The sequence below is a fragment of the Actinosynnema pretiosum genome (genome assembly GCF_024171695.1).
Lineage (GTDB): Bacteria > Actinomycetota > Actinomycetes > Mycobacteriales > Pseudonocardiaceae > Actinosynnema > Actinosynnema pretiosum.
Genome location: NZ_JAMTCF010000024.1, coordinates 45,391 through 60,958 on the forward strand (window position 1 = coordinate 45,391; position 15,568 = coordinate 60,958).

Annotated in this window: 15 protein-coding genes; 8 read left to right on the forward strand and 7 right to left on the reverse strand. The window is 74.9% G+C overall.

Annotation, left to right across the window (positions count from 1 at the left end):
- Nucleotides 1-61: 61 nt before the first annotated feature.
- From LV78_RS35375 to aroB, 3 genes are read right to left on the reverse strand one after another with little or no spacing between them, the layout of a single operon-like run.
- Nucleotides 62-1,168: a sugar phosphate nucleotidyltransferase gene (locus LV78_RS35375; protein ID WP_253850466.1), complete on the reverse strand. Its 1,107-nt coding sequence runs from the start codon at nt 1,166-1,168 to the stop codon at nt 62-64.
- Nucleotides 1,165-3,144 (reverse strand): TIM barrel protein, encoded by a 1,980-nt coding sequence (locus LV78_RS35380; protein ID WP_253850467.1) that lies wholly within the window; start codon nt 3,142-3,144, stop codon nt 1,165-1,167. The genes LV78_RS35375 and LV78_RS35380 overlap by 4 nt, the downstream gene beginning before the upstream one ends.
- Entirely contained in the window at nt 3,141-4,289 is a 1,149-nt protein-coding gene (gene aroB, locus LV78_RS35385; RefSeq protein WP_253850468.1) for a 3-dehydroquinate synthase, read from the reverse strand. The genes LV78_RS35380 and aroB overlap by 4 nt, the downstream gene beginning before the upstream one ends.
- Nucleotides 4,290-4,520: 231 nt before the next feature.
- Between aroB and LV78_RS35390 the strand changes: the two genes are divergently transcribed.
- From LV78_RS35390 to LV78_RS35410, 5 genes are all read left to right on the forward strand, one after another.
- A complete protein-coding gene (locus LV78_RS35390; protein ID WP_253850469.1) occupies nt 4,521-5,603 on the forward strand; it encodes an MFS transporter in 1,083 nt (360 codons plus the stop codon).
- A 243-nt stretch (nt 5,604-5,846) separates the two neighbouring features.
- Nucleotides 5,847-6,749, forward strand: coding sequence for an SDR family oxidoreductase (locus tag LV78_RS35395; protein ID WP_253850470.1), 903 nt, complete (start codon nt 5,847-5,849; stop codon nt 6,747-6,749).
- Nucleotides 6,746-8,320 (forward strand): trehalose-6-phosphate synthase, encoded by a 1,575-nt coding sequence (locus LV78_RS35400; RefSeq protein ID WP_253850471.1) that lies wholly within the window; start codon nt 6,746-6,748, stop codon nt 8,318-8,320. The genes LV78_RS35395 and LV78_RS35400 overlap by 4 nt, the downstream gene beginning before the upstream one ends.
- Complete coding sequence (locus LV78_RS35405; RefSeq protein ID WP_253850472.1) at nt 8,320-9,594, forward strand: aspartate aminotransferase family protein; 1,275 nt, start codon at nt 8,320-8,322, stop codon at nt 9,592-9,594. Before LV78_RS35400 ends, LV78_RS35405 begins: the two co-directional genes overlap by 1 nt.
- A complete protein-coding gene (locus LV78_RS35410) occupies nt 9,591-10,628 on the forward strand; it encodes an alcohol dehydrogenase catalytic domain-containing protein (protein WP_253850473.1) in 1,038 nt (345 codons plus the stop codon). Before LV78_RS35405 ends, LV78_RS35410 begins: the two co-directional genes overlap by 4 nt.
- 5 nt (nt 10,629-10,633) lie before the next feature.
- Here the strand turns inward: LV78_RS35410 and LV78_RS35415 are convergent, their stop codons facing one another.
- The gene (locus LV78_RS35415) at nt 10,634-11,554 is read right to left on the reverse strand and encodes a YihY/virulence factor BrkB family protein (protein ID WP_253850474.1); all 921 of its coding nucleotides are present in this window, start codon (nt 11,552-11,554) and stop codon (nt 10,634-10,636) included.
- Between the two features lie 97 nt (nt 11,555-11,651).
- Here LV78_RS35415 and LV78_RS35420 point away from each other — a divergent pair, with 97 nt between their 5' ends.
- Both LV78_RS35420 and LV78_RS35425 read left to right on the forward strand, forming a co-directional pair.
- Nucleotides 11,652-12,065 (forward strand): phage holin family protein, encoded by a 414-nt coding sequence (locus LV78_RS35420; RefSeq protein ID WP_253850475.1) that lies wholly within the window; start codon nt 11,652-11,654, stop codon nt 12,063-12,065.
- The gene (locus tag LV78_RS35425) at nt 12,062-12,640 is read left to right on the forward strand and encodes a DUF3618 domain-containing protein (protein WP_253850476.1); all 579 of its coding nucleotides are present in this window, start codon (nt 12,062-12,064) and stop codon (nt 12,638-12,640) included. The genes LV78_RS35420 and LV78_RS35425 overlap by 4 nt, the downstream gene beginning before the upstream one ends.
- A gap of 46 nt (nt 12,641-12,686) precedes the next feature.
- Here LV78_RS35425 and LV78_RS35430 read toward each other — a convergent pair whose 3' ends face one another.
- From LV78_RS35430 to LV78_RS35440, 3 genes are read right to left on the reverse strand one after another with little or no spacing between them, the layout of a single operon-like run.
- Nucleotides 12,687-13,346, reverse strand: a complete 660-nt coding sequence (locus LV78_RS35430; protein WP_253850477.1) for an HAD family hydrolase — start codon at nt 13,344-13,346, stop codon at nt 12,687-12,689.
- A 59-nt stretch (nt 13,347-13,405) separates the two neighbouring features.
- Complete coding sequence (locus LV78_RS35435; RefSeq protein ID WP_253850478.1) at nt 13,406-14,134, reverse strand: aminoglycoside 3'-phosphotransferase; 729 nt, start codon at nt 14,132-14,134, stop codon at nt 13,406-13,408.
- Nucleotides 14,135-14,151: 17 nt separating this feature from the next.
- Nucleotides 14,152-14,658: a hypothetical protein gene (locus tag LV78_RS35440; RefSeq protein WP_253850479.1), complete on the reverse strand. Its 507-nt coding sequence runs from the start codon at nt 14,656-14,658 to the stop codon at nt 14,152-14,154.
- Between the two features lie 330 nt (nt 14,659-14,988).
- Between LV78_RS35440 and LV78_RS35445 the strand changes: the two genes are divergently transcribed.
- Nucleotides 14,989-15,534: a TetR/AcrR family transcriptional regulator gene (locus LV78_RS35445; protein ID WP_253850480.1), complete on the forward strand. Its 546-nt coding sequence runs from the start codon at nt 14,989-14,991 to the stop codon at nt 15,532-15,534.
- Nucleotides 15,535-15,568 lie beyond the last annotated feature (34 nt).

Sequence of the window (15,568 nt, forward strand, 5' to 3'; positions counted from 1 at the left end):
ACGACACTCGCAGGGGTAGCGGCCAGGTTGTGGCCGCTACCCCCGCGTGTGAGGGAAGTTGTCAGCGGTTGGCCGGTTCCAGGGCGGTCACCCCCTCCCTGGACTCGGCCAGGTGGTCGTCTACCACGGTGTCCCTGGCCTCCACGCCCGCCGGGACGACCGCGCCGGGGAGGAGCACCGAGCCGTGCACGAGTGCGCCCGGTTCTACCACCGCGCCGGGGAACACGACGCTGTCGCGCAGGTCGACGCCGCGCAGGTCCACGCCGTCCGGGAGGCGGTGCGGGAGGAGGCTGCCGGTCAGCGGGTCGAAGCGGGGTGGCTCGCCCGCCAGGGTTGTGGGCAGGGCGTCGAGCGGGAGGGGGGACGGGCTGGTGAGCAGCTTCAGGTGCTCCTCGCGGTAGCGGGCCACGGTGCCGATGTCGGCCCAGTAGCAGGAGATCGGGTGGGCCAGGACGCGGTGGCCCTGCGCGATCATGTGCGGCAGGACGTCGCGGCTGATGTCGTGCTGCCAGGCGTCCTGCGGCTGCGCGTCCAGCTCGGCCAGGACGCGCTCCAGCACGTCTGCCTTGAAGAGGCAGAACGCGGTGAAGATTAGATCTGAGGTGGGGTTCTCCGGCTTCTCTACGAGTTTGCGGACGGCCAGGGCGTCGTCCACCTCGACCATGCCGAAGAGGGAGACGTAGCGGCGTTCGATGCGCTGCACGCCGATCGTCACGTCCGCGTCGGCCGCTCGGTGGGCCTTGATCATCGGGCCGTAGTCCAGGTCGTAGACGTGGTCGGCGTGCTGCACCAGGACGTCGCGGGCGCCTGGGGCGAACACGTGCTCCGCGTTGGCCAGGAGGGCGTCGGCCGTTCCGCGTTCCGGTGGGCGTTCGGGGAGGGGGCCGTCGTGGCCTGAGCGGATCAGGGGGTCGTGCGGTCCGAAGTGGACTTTCAGGTTCTTGCCGTCCCAGTTGGCGCGGAGGTGGTCGATCAGGTCGCGTTCGCGGTGCAGGGACATCAGGACCAGTTCGGGGATGCCCGAGCGGACCGCGTTGGCGACGCTGAAGTCGACCAGCCTGCACGAGGCGGCGTAGGGGACGAGTGGCTTGCAGGTGTGGTCGGTGAGCCTGCCCATGCGCTCGCCCAGTCCTCCGGCGAGCAGGGCGGCGCGGACGTCTGCGGTCACCAGGTCCTCCCCTGCGGGTGGGATTGTGGGAGCAGGGTGCGGAGGAGGTGGGTTGAGGTCGCCACGCCTTGCTCCCTGGGGATCAGGGCGTCCTCGTGCTCGACGTAGAGGGCGCCGGTGAAGCCGACGTCCAGCAGGGCTGCGGTGATGGCGGGCCAGTCCAGTTCGCCTGCGCCCAGGGTGCGGAAGCGGATCGCGGGGCCGGGGCCGTAGCGGGACCAGCCCGCGCCGCGCGGGTCGCCTGGGGCGGTCCAGCGCTGGAGGTCCTTGGCGTGGGCTGCGGCGGTTCTGGCGCCCAGGCGGTGGATGGCGGTGACGGGGTCGTGGCCGACCGCTGCCAGGTTCGCGGCGTCCAGGCAGAGGCGGACGTCGGCCGGGTGGGTGGCGGTGGCGTCGAGGAGGGCCTCGGCGCTGGTCGGGTCGTAGGCGACCTGCTTGGGGTGGGGTTCGACCAGGACGGTGATGTCCAGTTCCGCGGCCAGGTCCAGGAGTGGGGTGGCTGCTTTGCGCCAGTGGTCGATGTTGTCGGACCAGGAGACGTGGCTGTGCCACCAGGACAGCCAGCGGGACAGGTCGGGGACGCCGAGCATCAGGCGCACCTGGGGGACGCCGAGGTCGGCTGCGGCTCTGAGGGTGGCCTCGGCGTGGCGGCGGGCGTGGGCGGCCTTGTCCTCCGGGGTGCCGGGGTGGACGGGGTCGGTGTGCGGGCCGTGCGGGCCCAGGAGGAGTTGGGTGTCGCGGCTGTTGCTCAGGCAGGCGACTCGGACGGTGCTGAGGGCTTCTGCGGTCTCCTCGCGGTAGCGGGGGTCGCGTTGCCAGCGGACGGCGTCGAACAGGCCCGAGGTGGTGTCGGTGGGCAGGTCGACGACGTCTGCGGACTTGGCGGCGGCCAGTGCCGCCGTGAGGCCGGAACCGCCCCAGGAGGCCAGGCAGAGACCGATTGGGATGGGTGGGGTGGAGGGGGGTTCTCGGTCTGGCGTGGGTGGGGTGAGGGGGCGTTGTTCTGGGAGTTGGTGGAGGTCGAGCAGCCAGGCGGAGTGGTCCTCGATGGTGTGCGGCAGGACGATCTCGCCCGCGTGCTCGCAGGACTGGAGGGCGGCTTGGACGGTGCGGGCCGGTTCGTCCACCGGGAGGACCTCGGTGATCGGGAGGGCGGCGCGCAGGCGGACCTCCAGTTCCGCCAGGAACTCCGGGCAGCCGTGCGGCACTCCCCCGCCGACCGCGACCGGGAACGGTTGCGCCCCTGGGGTTCCAGGGAGCAGGCCCGCCGCCTCGGCCGCCGCCCGCGCGCCGGTGACCAGGTCGTCGAGCGCTTGGTCGACGATGCCTGTCGCGACCGCGTCGCCGTCGACCCAGGCCCGGCAGACCTGCGGGGCCAGCGCCGCGACCGCCGCCTTGGGGTGGGAGCGGTCGGCCAGCTCGCGGGCGAGTGCGGCGGGTGTGGGGTGGTAGGCGGTGGTGAGGGTGGTGCGGGGGCCTCGGCCGTCGGCGCCGCGCACGGCTGCCCGCAGGCCCGCAAGGCCCAGGTCGAACGCGCTGCCCTCGTCGCTGCCCAGGTACTCGCAGCCGCCCACGCGGACGGGGGGCGCCTCGCCGGAGCAGGCCAGGAAGCCCGAGCCGGTGCCGCAGACGACGACCACGCCCCGGCCGCCCAGCGCGACCAGCCAGGGCAGGGCGTCGTTCGAGACCACGACCGGGCCGCGCAGGCCCGCGTCGAGCGCCAGGGCGCGCAGTCTGGCCAGCTCCTCGGCCGGGGCGGACGGGTCCAGGGTGGCGGTGGCGATCCAGCCCGCGCCGCCGACCTCGGCGAGGTCCGCGAGGAGTGCGCGCCACTCGGCGTCGGCGTCGTCGGACGAGGCCGGGTTGACGGTGCCGCGCCTGGCCAGGCCGTTCGGGCCGACGACGGCGGTGTCGCTGCCGCCCGCGTCCACCGCCCAGAGCGGGCGGTCGACGGCGGTGTCGCCCGGCAGGCTCATCGGAGCCTCACCAGGGCGGCGCGGACCTCGTCCTCGGTGACGTCCTCGGCGATCACGGTGGCGCCCAGCTCGACCGGCAGCACGAAGCGCAGGCTGCCGTCGCGGATCTGGCGGATCTTGAGCAGCGCCGCGACCACGTCGTCCACCCTCGGCACCGCGCCCAGCTCCTCCAGCGCGACCGGGAGGCCGAGGCGGCGGATGAGGGCGGTGACGCGGTCGGCGACCTCGGGCACGACCAGGCCGCGCGCCCGCGCCACGTCCACCGCGACGACCATGCCGAACGCGACGGCCTCGCCGTGCAGCACCGGGCCGTAGTTCGTGACGGTCTCGACGGCGTGGCCGGTGGTGTGGCCGAAGTTCAGCGGTCGGCGCAGGTCGACCTCGTACGGGTCGCGGCCGACGAGCTGGGTCTTGATGGCGCCCGCGGCGTGCACGAGCACGTCGATGGCGGGTGAGGCGCAGGCCAGCAGGTCGTCGGCGTTGGCCTCGATGTAGTCGAACAGCTCGGGCGAGGCGATGACGGCCTTCTTGACCACCTCGGCGAGGCCGGAGCGGATCTGCCTGGTGTCCAGGGTGCGCAGGTGCTCAAGGCAGGAGATGACGGCCTTGGGCTGGTAGAAGGCGCCGACGAGGTTCTTGGCCTCGCTGTGGTCCACGGCGACCTTGCCGCCGATGCCCGCGTCGACCTGGGCGAGCAGCGTGGTCGGCACGTTCACGTAGGGCACGCCGCGCATGTAGGCGCTGGCGACGAAGCCGACGGTGTCGACCACGACGCCGCCGCCGAGCGCGATGACCACGTCGCGGCGGGCCAGGTCCACCTCGGCGAGCCAGTCGATCAGCTCGAACGCGGTGGTGAGGGACTTGGACTTCTCACCGGCGCGGATCGCGGTGCGGCCGATGAGCTGGCCGCGCGCCGCGAGCTCGGCGCTGATGCGGCCCTCGTGCAGGTCGGCGACGACGTCGTCGGTGATGACGACGGCGCGGCGGCCGTCCAGCTCGGTCAGCAGCGCGTCGACCGCGCGGTCCACGTCGGGGAGGACGTGGATGCGGTAGTCGTCGGCGCGGGTGACGTGGACGTCGACCTGGTCGAGGTTGCCGGGCAGGGGGATGTTGTCGTGGATCCGGTAACCAGCGGGACTGTCCATTCGCTCCTCCGGGGATCGCCTGAGAAGGGGACGTGTTGGCACCTCGACCATCTCAGAGTTACGTTGGGGCCACAAATCCGTAACGTTATGTGGTCAATCGGGGGTTACCGGGTGCCTGTAACCGCACAACACCGTTCCTCGTCGCTCGGGCTGATCGCGGCGGCGGCCAGCTGGGGGTTGTTCTGGGGTGGATGGGCTGCCCTGCTGCCGGACTTGAAAACCGCCGTCGGCGTGGATGACGCGGAATTCGGCCTCGTCCTGTTCGGGATCCCGATGGGGGCGCTCGCCGGGATGGTGCTGACGGCGCCGCTGGCGCGGGCGCTGCGGCAGTGGACGCTGCCGGTGGTGCTGGTGGGGTTCGCGGTGGCGTGCGCGCTTCCGGGGGTGGTGTCGGGGCCGTGGGCGTTCGGGGTGGCGCTGGCGGCGGTCGGGGCGACGTCCGGGGCGATCGAGGTGGCGCTGAACAGCACCGTCGCGGCGCACGAGGCGCGGGACGGGACGCGGTTGTTCAACCGGGTGCACGCGGCCACGCCGCTGGCGATGGTGCTGGCGGCGCCGACGGTGGGGTTCGCGCGGTCGCAGGGGGTTCCGCCGTTGCCGGTGCTGCTGGTGGTGTCGGGGTTGGTGCTGGTGAGCGCGGTGCTGGCGGTGGACCGGGACGGGTGGGGGTCGGGGGCGGCGGGTGCTTCGGGGTCTGCTTCGGGGTCTGCTTCGGGGGGTGGGTCTTCGGCGCGGCGGTTGGTGGCGCCGGGGTTGCTGGCGTTCGGGTTGCTGGCGGCGGTGGTGCTGTTCCTGGAGAACGCGGTCGAGCAGTGGGGGGCGCTGCACCTGGAGCAGGGCATGGGCACCGGGCCGCTGCTGGGGAGCGCGGCGCCCGCCTGCTACATGGCCGGGTTGGCGGCCGGGCGGATGGTGGCGCAGTGGCGCGGTGACCGGGTTTCCGGGCGGGTGCTGGTGATGGTGGGCGGGGTGCTCGCGGCGATCGGGATCGGAGTGGCGTCGGCGGCTGCGGCGCTGGAGCTGTCGCCGGTGCTGGCGCTGGCCGGGTTCGCGCTGGCGGGGGTGGGGATGGCGCCCGCGGTGCCGACGTTGTTGGGGCTGGCCGGGGCCTCGGTGGACGACGAGCGGCGGCCGGGGGCGATCGCGACCGTGACGACGGTGTCGTACCTGGGGTTCCTGGGGAGCCCGCCGCTGGTGGGGTTGCTGGCGGGTGGGATCGGGCTGACGGCGGCGCTGGGGGTGCTGGCCTTCGGCGGGGTGGTCGTGGCGGTGGCGTCGGTGGTGGTGCGCGAACCCGCGCGGGTGGACGGGTGAGACGGGTGAGTGGGGCGGACGCGGGACTGGTGCGTGGGGCGGGTGCGCGGGACGGGTGCGTGGGGCGGGACGGGGTGCGGGTGGCGGGGTCGTGCGGGCGGTGAACGGGTTTCCCGGTGTCGGGGACTCGGGGTCGGACGTCGTCGTCGCCGCTGGTCAGCGGCTTGATCACAGTTCCCCGACCGGCGCAGGTCGGGAGGCTGCGGGAGCCCGCAGCGTGCGGGCGGTGAACGGGGGTACGTGATGGGTGTGCTGGTCATCGGGAGCGGTTACCTGGGTGGCGCGGTCGCTGCGCGGCTGCGGGCCGGTGGGGTCGACGCCGTCGTGTGCTCGCGGCGGCGGCCGTCCGCCGCGTCCTCGGGCGGGGCGCCGTGGCGGGAGTTGGACGTGCGGGACGCGGGCGCGTGCCGGGAGCTCGTCGCGGAGCTGGAGCCCGAGGGCGTCGTGGTGGTGCACGGGCCGTCCGACATCACGTGGTGCGAGGCGAATCCCGAGCAGGCTCGGGAGGCGCACGTCGGTGGGGCGCGCAACGTCGCGGACGCCGTCGGCGGGCGGCACGTGCTGCTGATCTCGACCGACAACGTGTTCGACGGGACGCGGGCCAGCAGCGGGGAGTCGGACGCGGTGTCGCCCGCGAACGCCTACGGCGCGGCGAAGCTCGCCGCCGAGCGGACGTTCCTGGAGCGGGGGAACGCGTTGGCGCTGCGGGTGAGCCTGGTGCACGGGTGGGACCCGGACGGGCTGCGGCCGAACTTCGCCACCACCTGCGTGCGGGCGCTGCGGGAGGGGCGGGAGCTGGCGGTGCCCGAGGACCACTGGAACACGCCCGTGCACGTGGACGACGTGTCGGCCTGGGTGGTGGCGCTGCTGGGGGCCCGGCGCACCGGGGTGCTGCACCTGGGTGGTCCCGACCGGCTCAGCAGGCTGGAGTGGGCGCGGCGGATCGCCGCCGCGCAGGGGTTGGACGAGGGGTTGTTGCGGCCGGTGCGGCGCGCGGACAGCGCGTACGCGTGCCGTCCGGAGAGCGCTTGCCTGCACAGCGAGCGCGCGGCGCTGCTGCCGGAGCTGGCCGGGTTGTCCCCGGAGGGGGTGGACGTGAGCGCGCGCCGGTTGCCCGAGGAAGTCCGAGCAGTGGAGGACCGTTGACGCAGCAGCAGATCGACCCGAGCGGCGCCGCGACCGGGCAGGTCCCGGCCGGGGCCCCGACCCCCACCACGCAGGCGGGCGCGCGGGCCACCCCCGACACGACCGCTGGGCCACCGGCGGCCACCGGCGTGGCGAGCGCGTCCACCGGCGCCACCCGCGCCGAGCACCTGTTCCTGGCCAGCAAGCGGGCCGTCGTCACGTACGCGCCCGACGAGGCCGGTGAGCTGCGGGCCTGGCTCGCGCCCGGCGGCACCGGGAACGTCGTCGCCGAGCAGGCCGGGTACCTGGACGTGTCCTGGATCGCCAGCGCCGACACCGACGACGACCACCGCGCCGTGGAGCGCAACCCCGACGGGGCCGTGGTGGAGCTGCCGTCGGGGCGGTCCATCCGGCTGCACCAGATCCGGCACGACCGCGAGGTGTTCCGGGCGGTGCAGGACCTGTTCACCGCCGAGCTGATGTGGGCGGGCAACAACTACGGGTGGGACCGGTGGACCACGCCGACGTTCGACGGGACCACGCGCGAGGTGTGGGAGAAGTTCGGGCGGTTCACCGAGGACTTCGCGGACGAGCTGCTGCGCCGCTCCGATGGCGTGGACTCGCCGGTGTTCCTGGTGCACGACTACCAGCTGGTGCGGGTGCCGCAGCACGTGCGGGCCGCCCGGCCGGACGCGCCGATCCTGCTGTTCGTGCACATCCCGTGGCCGTCCGCGGACTACTGGCGGATCATGCCCAAGCAGGTCAGGGTGAGCGTGCTGGAGGGGATGCTCGCCTCGGACGTCATCGGGTTCTTCAGCGCCCGCTGGGTGCGCAACTTCCTGGCGTGCGTGAGCGACCTGCTGCCGGACGCGGTGGTGGAGGGCACCTCGGTGCGCTGGCGCGGGCGCAGCACGCGGGTGCTCGCCCAGCCGCTCGGGTACAGCCCGGAGACGGTGCGGCGCCGGGAGTCCGCGCTGCCGCCGGGGATCGCCGAGTGGGCCGGTGACGCGAAGCTGGTGGTGCACTCCGGGCGCACCGACCCGATCAAGAACGGGTGGCGGGCGGTGCGGGCGTTCACCCGCGCCGTGCTGGACGACCCGGAGCTGCGCGGGGCCAAGATGCTGGTGCGGATGAACCCCAACCGGCTGTACGTGCCCGCCAACGCCGACTACGTGCGCCGGGTGGAGGAGGAGGTCGAGCGGGCCAACGCCGAGCTGGGCGCGGACACCGTGCGCACGCACTGCGACAACGACGTGAACCACACCTTCGGCTGCTTCGAGCGGGCCGACCTGCTGGTGTTCAACTCCACTGTGGACGGTCAGAACCTGAGCGTGTTCGAGGCCCCGCTGGTGAACCGGCGGGACGCGGACGTGGTGCTGTCGGAGCTGGCCGGTGCGGCGGAGATCCTCGGGCCGGTGTGCCGGGAGGTGAACCCGCAGGACGTCGCCGAGCAGGCCGAGGCGATCGCGGCCGGACTGCTGGCCTCGCGCGAGGACCGGGCGCGGGCGGCGCAGGTGCGTCGGGACACCGCGCGGCCGTGGACGCTGGAGCGGTGGGTGGACGACCAGCTGGCCAGCCTGGGGCTGCGCTGATGACGGCGCAGGGCGCCAGGCAGGGCAGCCAGGCCGCGCACGACGCCGCCTACTACGGGCTCGGCGACGCGCTGCTGGTGCGCGGCGAGGGCGTGCGGGTGTGGGACGAGTCGGGGCGCGAGTACCTGGACTGCGTGTCCGGCACGTTCAACCTCGTGCTGGGGCACAACCACCCCGAGGTGGTCGCGGCGGTGAAGCGGCAGGCCGACGAGCTGGTGTTCGCCAGCTCCTCGTTCCAGACCGCGCCGACCAACCGGGTGCTGGAGCTGCTGGCGGAGCTGGCGCCGGACGGGCTGGACCGGGTCAACCTGCGCAGCGCGGGCGGGTCCACCGCCAACGAGGGCGCCATCAAGATGGCCCAGTGGCGCACCGGCAAGCGCGACGTGGTGGTGCCGTTCCGGGGGCACCTGGGGCAGACCATCGCGACCGCGAGCTACAACGGGACCTCGCGGATGCGCGAGCCGTTCCCGTACCACCTGCCGGGCGCGGTGCGGGTGCCGGACGCCTACTGCCACCGGTGCTTCTACGGCAAGACGCCGGACTCGTGCGGGCTGTGGTGCGTCGACCGGATCGAGGACTTCCTGCGCTACGCCTCGTCCGGGAGCGTGGCGGCGATGGTGGTCGAGCCGATCAGCGGGGTGGGCGGGAACATCGTGCCGCCGCCGGGATATTTGGCGCGGTTGCGGGAGTTCTGCACCGAGCGCGGGATCGTGCTGGTGTTCGACGAGAACCAGACCGGGCTCGGGCGCACCGGCAGCGTGTTCGCCGCCGACCACTTCGGCGTCACCCCGGACGTGATCACCGTGTCGAAGGGGCTGACCGGCAGCGGGCTGCCGCTCGCGGCGATCATCACCGGCGAGGAGCTGGTGGGGATGCCGCGCTCGATGCACGGGTTCACCTACGGCGGGCACACGCTGTCGGCCGCGGCGGCCGTGGTGACGCTGGGGATCGTGCGGCGGCCGGAGTTCCTGGCGCACGTGCGGGAGGTCGGGTCGGTGCTGCTGGAGCGGTTGCGGGCGCTGGAGCACCCGGCGCTGGACGAGGTGCGCGGGGTCGGGCTGATGCTCGGGGTGGAGCTGGCCGAGCCGGACGGGTCGCGCTCGCCGAGGCTCGCCACCGCGCTGCAGGAGCGGTTGGCCGCGCTCGGGGTGGTGACCAGGGTGTCCGAGCACGGCGAGGGCAACGTGATCGAGCTGCGACCGCCGCTGGTGCTGGGCGTCGAGGACGCGCACCTGGTCGCGGACCGGTTCGGAGAGGCGCTGGACGGGCTGTGAGCGGTGGGGTTGCGGGCCGGGTCGCGCCGGGGGTCGGGTCCCCCGGCGCGCTCGGGCGGGTGGTCGAGCTGGGCGCGGGGGGACCCGCGCTGGTCGCCGGGATCGCCGTGCCCGGCGGTGGCGCGCTGGTCGAGGTGGAGCTGATGGGGGTGTGCCGGTCGGACCTCAAGGAGGTCGCGGGCACCAGGGGCGGGCCTGGGCAGTTCGGGCACGAGCTGGTCGGGCGGGTCGTGGAGAGCGACGTGCCGGGGCTGCGCGCCGGGACGCGGGTGTGCCTGGACCCGAACCGGCCGGTGACGCGCGGCAGCGGGTTCGCCGACCGGCTGCGGGTGCGCGGGGACGCCGAGGAGGTGCGGCTCGCGCTCCCCGTCGTGCCGGAGGGTGTTCCGGCGCGGCGGCTGGTGTTCGCGGAACCGGCGGCGTGCGCGGCGCACTGCCTGGGCGCGGTGCGGCGGCACCTGGGGACCGAGGTCGCCGGGAGGTCGGTGCACGTGCTCGGGGCCGGGATCGCCGGGGTGCTGATCGCGGCGCTCGCCGAGCGGGCCGGGGCGCGGGTGGCGCTGCGGAACCGGTCGGCGGACCGGTTGGGGTTCCTGCGGGAGCGGGGCGTTCTGCTGTCCGCCGTGGACGGTGCGGGCGATCCCGAGCGGCCGGACGCGGTGGTCGTCGCGGCGAGCTTCGTCGTGGACGAGCTGCTGGTGGAGGCGCTGGACCTGGTGCGGCCCGGCGGCCTGGTGCTGCTGTACGGCGGCACCCGCGCCGGTCAGCGGCTGGCCGGGCTGGACGTGGACCTGGACGCGGTGCGGCGCGGCGAGCTGCGGGTCGAGGCGCGCTGGCGGGGCTCCCCCGTGGTCGTGGGCGGCAGCTACGGCACCGCGCCGCAGGACTTCGCCACCGCCGTCGAGGCCGTCGCCGACGAGCGGCTGGGCGTGGAGCGGCTGGTGACGCGGGTGGTGCGCCTGGCCGAGCTGCCGGACGTGCTGCGGGAGCTGGTGTCGGGTCGGCAGCTCGGCAAGGTCGTGGTCACCCGGTAGGCCGGTCACATCGCCCTGGTGTCGCGGGGCGGGGCGACCGGTTCGTGGTCCTCGGCCTGCCCCGCCTCCATGCGCCTGCCGCGCTCCAGCTCGGCGTCCAGCTCCGCGCCGAGCAGCAGCGCGATGTTGGAGATCCACAGCCACACCAGGAACACCACCACGCCCGCGAGCGGCCCGTAGGTCTTGTCGTACGAGCCCGCGTGGGTGGCGTAGAAGCCGAAGCCGAACGAGGCGACCACCCACAGCAGCACCGCGAGCAGCCCGCCGGGCGTGATCCACAGCCAGCCGGGCTGGCGCACGTTCGGCGAGGCCCAGTAGAGCAGCCCGATGGCCGCGCTGGCCAGCAGGAGCAGCACCGGCCACTTCGCCAGGTCCCACACCGCGACGGCCTCGCGGCCCAGCCCCACCAGGTCCCCCACCCACACGGCGACGTCGCCGGTGAGGGCGGTGCCCGCCGCGACCAGCGCGAGCAGCACCACGACCCCGAGGGTGAGCAGGACGCGCAGCGGCAGGACCTTCCACAGCGGGCGGCCCTCGTCCACCTCGTAGATGGCGTTCGCCGCGCGCATGAACGCGCCGACGTAGCCGGAGGCCGACCACAGCGCGGTGGCCAGGCCGAAGATCGCGACGGGACCGGCCACGGACGGGCGCAGGCCGTCGAGCGCCTCGACGAGGATGTCGCGGGCCGGGCCGGGGCCGAGCGCGGACAGGCTGTCCACGAGGGTCTGCTTGGCGTCCGGGCCGAGGACGCCCAGCAGGCCGGTGAGCAGCAGCACTCCGGGGAACAGCGACAGCACGGCGTAGTAGGTCAGCGCGGCGGCGCGGTCCATCAGGCCGTCCTCGGTGAACTCGGCGGCGGTGCGCTTGAGGACGGCCCACCAGGAGCGCTTGGGCAGCTCGGTGGGCGCGGCGGGTGACTGGGCCATGACCGGCGGTTTGCCCGAACGGGGGTCACCCACACCACGCGGTTGACCCGGCGTGACCGGGGTAGTCGGAGTGGAGGCTTGGGGAGAGGAGACGGTCATGGAGCAGGTCACCGCCGCCACCGACCGGGCGGACCCGTCCACCGGGGAGCTGGTCGGCAGGCTGAGCGAGCAGGTGAGCAGGCTCGCCCGCGAGGAGATCCGGCTCGCGGTGCTGGAGGTGCAGGAGAAGGGCAAGCGCGTCGGGCGCGGGGCCGGGCTGCTCGGCGGCGCCGGGGTGCTGGCCTGGTTCGGCGTGATGGCGCTGATCGCCGGGCTGATCCTGGCGCTGGCGCAGGTCATGCCCGCCTGGGGCGCCGCGCTGGTGGTGGCCGGTGGGGTGTTCGTGGTGGCCGGGGCGCTGGCCCTGGTCGGACGCGGGCAGCTGCGGCGGGCCGCGCCGCCGATCCCCGAGCAGGCCGTGGCCGGGGTCAAGCGCGACCTGGCCGCCGTGAGCGAGCGGGCGCACCGGTGAGCGGGCCGGGCGGCGTGCCGCAGGACCGGCGGGCGCTGGAGCTCGACATCGAGCTGACCAGGCAGGAGCTGGGCGACACGGTCGAGGCGCTGGCGCACAAGGTGGACGTGCCCGCGCGGGCGCGGGAAGCGGTGGAGGACGCGAGGGAGCGTGCCTCCGAGGCGGTGGACGAGGTCAAGGGGAAGGTGGCAGAGGTGGCCGGTGAGGTGAAGGCGAAGGCGGACGAGCTCGCCGAGGGGGCGGCTGTCGTGGCCGGTCAGGCGCGGGCGAAGGCGGCCGAGGTGGCCGACGGGGCCAAGGTCAAGGCCGCCGAGGTCGCGGACAAGGTCGCCGAGGCGGCGGGCGAGGCGAAGGACAAGGTCGCCGAGGTCGCGGACGAGGCCAAGGTCAAGGCGGCGGTGGTCGCGGACCGGGCCTCGGTCGCGGCCGGTCAGGCGCGGGTGCGGGCCGCGCACGCGGTCGAGCAGCTGCCGACGCCCGCGCGCCGGGTCCTCGGCGAGCACCCGGCCGCGGTGATCGCGGGCGCGGTGGCGCTGGGGCTGCTGGTGTGGCGGTTGGCTCGGCGCGGCAGGTGAGGCGGGACCGCCCGGCGCGCCCGAGGTCGGCGCGCCGGGCGGGTGGTCACGCGGTGAGCCGCAGCAGTGCGGACAGGCCGCGCGGGCGGTCCACCGAGCGCTCGTGCGGCAGCAGGTAGACCGGCATCCCGGCGCGCACCGCCGCGCCGTCCTTCACCGGGTCGTCGCCCACGTACAGCACCCGGCCGGGCAGCTCGGCCCTGGCGACGGCGAACAGCGCGGGGTCGGGCTTCTCCATGCCGTGCTCGCAGGACAGCACCACCACGTCCAGCAGCTCCAGCACCCCGGCCGCCGCGAGCGCGGGGCGCAGGTCCCAGCCGATGTTGCTGAGCACGCCCAGCCGCAGGCCCCGCGCGCGCAGCTCGGTCAGCACCGGCAGCGCGTCCGGGTAGGGGCGCCAGCCCGCCGGGTCGGTCAGGCCCGCGTAGACGGCCTCCACCACGGTGTCGGGGAACGGTCCGGCCTCGGCGATCAGGGCCGTCCACACCGCGCGGTGCGCGTCCACCGACAGGTCGCCGCCCTTGCGTGCCTGGAGCGAGGCCGGGGCGTCCACGTGGGCGAGCACCCGGCTCAGGGTGGTCGCGGCCTCCGGTTCCGGCAGGCCGGTGCGGGCGGCGAGACCTCGGGCGTCGAGCACGCCGGTGTCGTCGAAGAGGGTGCCGGAGAAGTCGAACAGGACGGCGTCGAACGGGCTGTCGTTGTCCACGCCTCCCCACCGTAGTGACGGCGGGGCGGGTGGGCGCGGCTGCGGCCGGGAGGCTGCGGTCAGAAGAACTCGTCGAGCAGCTGGTAGTACTCCACCCGCCACGGGTCGGTTCGGGCCAGCACCTCCCGCGCCGGGCCCGCGCCGTAGGCCGGGTTCAGGTCGGGGTCGCCCGCCGAGCGGGCCAGCAGCGCGAGGTCCTGGTGGCGGTCGGCGAGGCCGAGCCTGCCCACGTCCAGGACGCCGGTGACGCGCAGGGTGTCCGGGTCGAGCAGGACGTTGGGCAGGCTGAAGTCGCCGTGGCACACCGCGAGGTCGCGCTCCTCCCCCGCCGCCGCCCGGTCCCGGCCCGCGCGCAGCAGGTCGAGGAGCTCGGCGGCGGTGCGGCCCGCGCGGACGTCGTCGAAGTCGGACTCGTCCACCAGCCCGGCGGCGGTGTTCGCGGCGGCCTCGGGGACGGTGACGGCGAGGCGGCGGTCGAACGGGCAGTCCGGGAGGGCGTGCAGGACGTCCAGGAACGCCAGCAGGTTCGCGATCGCGGTGGGCGCGGCACCCTGCGGCAGGTCGGAGGCGGGCACGCCGGGCAGGGTGGTGGTGACCAGGGCGCCGGTGTCGGACCAGTCGACCACCTCGGGCGCGCCGACCGGGGTGGTGGCGAGCCAGAGCAGGCGGTCGCGCTCGGCGGCGAGGGCGGTGGTGTCGAGCGAGCTCTTGCGGTGGTGGCGGCCGTCCGGGCTGCGGCGCACCAGCGCGCCGGACAGGCCGGTGGTCACCGGGGTCCAGTCGTCCACGGGGGCAGTGTGCCCGGTCAGAGCCGGTCGAGCAGGCGGTCCGGGTCGAACGCGGTGAACGGGCCGCACACCCGCACCCCGAACCGGGACAGCTCGGGGTGCCGGACGGCGACCTCGGGGCGCAGGACCAGCAGGTCGGGGACGAGGTCGACGGGCACCGGGCGGCCGAGGACGACGCCGTCGAGGTCGAGCGCCCGCGCGGTCCCGGTCCGGTCCACGACGACGCCGAGCAGGGCGTCGCCGAGCTGCCTGGCCCTGGTCAGGACCTGGCCGATCGCCCGGTCCTGCGCGTCGGGCTCCGCAGGGCGGGCCAGGGTGAACTCCTCGACGACGGCCTCGGCCGAGACCCGCCGGACCGCGCGCGGCACGTCGAGGTCGGCGGGCGCCACGCCCCGCGAGGCGGTCCGGTAGAGCGAGACGAAGCCCTCGGTCGCGCGCCGCTCCGCCTCCGCCCGGCCGGACGGGGCGGCGCCGCCCGTGCGCGCCACCGGGACCACCACGTCGACCACCGCAGAACGAGGCACAGGAATCGTCGAATCCACTTCCACTAGGTCCGGTTCCGCTGGGTCCGGGAGGGCGCGGACCCGCGTGCGATCCGGTCGGGAACCATGCCACACCGTTCGGTGACCCAACAACCACCTTGCGTGACGAACCGGCTGTGGGGATGCTCACGCCCGCGCGGAGCTGAAGATCGGCCCCGAACCCCTTGACCGGTCCGCCCCGCCGGTCGGGCCGCCCCCGCCGCCCCGCCGTGGGCGAATTGTCCGTATCCTGTGGCCGCCCGGCCCGGAACCGGAGCGCTCTCCGTCCCCACGAGCACCACGGGGTCCCACCAGCACCACAGGAGTCCGCACATGCCCCCTGCCAGACGCGCCGACGCGCTGATCAACCGCGAGCGCATCCTGGAGGTCGCGCGGGACGCGCTGGCCGAGTCCGGGTGCGCCTCGCTGAACTCGATCGCCAAGCGCGCGTGCGTCGGCGCGGGGACCCTCTACCGGCACTTCCCGACCCGCGAGGAGCTGGTGCTCGCGGTGTACCGGCACGAGGTGCAGCGGCTGGTGGACCGGGCGCCCCGGCTGCTGGCCGAGGTGGGGCCCGAGGAGGCGTTCCGGCGCTGGGCGACGGGGCTCGCCGGGTACGTGAAGGTCAAGCACGGGCTGGGCGAGGCGTTCAGCGCGGCCACGCGGGAGAACCTGGTCAGCGAGTCCTACGAGCAGGTGTCCGGCGCGGTGGCGGCGCTGCTGGCGGCGGGCGTCCGCGCCGGGGTGTTCCGCGCCGGGACGGCCGCCGACGACGTGCTGCTGCTCATGGGCGGGATGTGGCGGGTGCCGCCGGGCCCGGACGGGGAGCGGCAGGCCGAGCGGGTGCTGGGGCTGGTGGTCGAGTCGCTGCGGCCGTAGCGGGGCCCCGCCGGGGGCGGGTCCGGCGGGACCC

Bases quoted from the DNA above. Each gene is read 5' to 3' on its own strand.
- LV78_RS35380 (WP_253850467.1), bottom strand. From the start codon at position 3,144: ATGAGCCTGCCGGGCGACACCGCCGTCGACCGCCCGCTCTGGGCGGTG.
- aroB (WP_253850468.1), bottom strand. From the start codon at position 4,289: ATGGACAGTCCCGCTGGTTACCGGATCCACGACAACATCCCCCTGCCC.
- LV78_RS35395 (WP_253850470.1), top strand. From the start codon at position 5,847: ATGGGTGTGCTGGTCATCGGGAGCGGTTACCTGGGTGGCGCGGTCGCT.
- LV78_RS35405 (WP_253850472.1), top strand. From the start codon at position 8,320: ATGACGGCGCAGGGCGCCAGGCAGGGCAGCCAGGCCGCGCACGACGCC.
- LV78_RS35415 (WP_253850474.1), bottom strand. From the start codon at position 11,554: ATGGCCCAGTCACCCGCCGCGCCCACCGAGCTGCCCAAGCGCTCCTGG.
- LV78_RS35420 (WP_253850475.1), top strand. From the start codon at position 11,652: ATGGAGCAGGTCACCGCCGCCACCGACCGGGCGGACCCGTCCACCGGG.
- LV78_RS35445 (WP_253850480.1), top strand. From the start codon at position 14,989: ATGCCCCCTGCCAGACGCGCCGACGCGCTGATCAACCGCGAGCGCATC.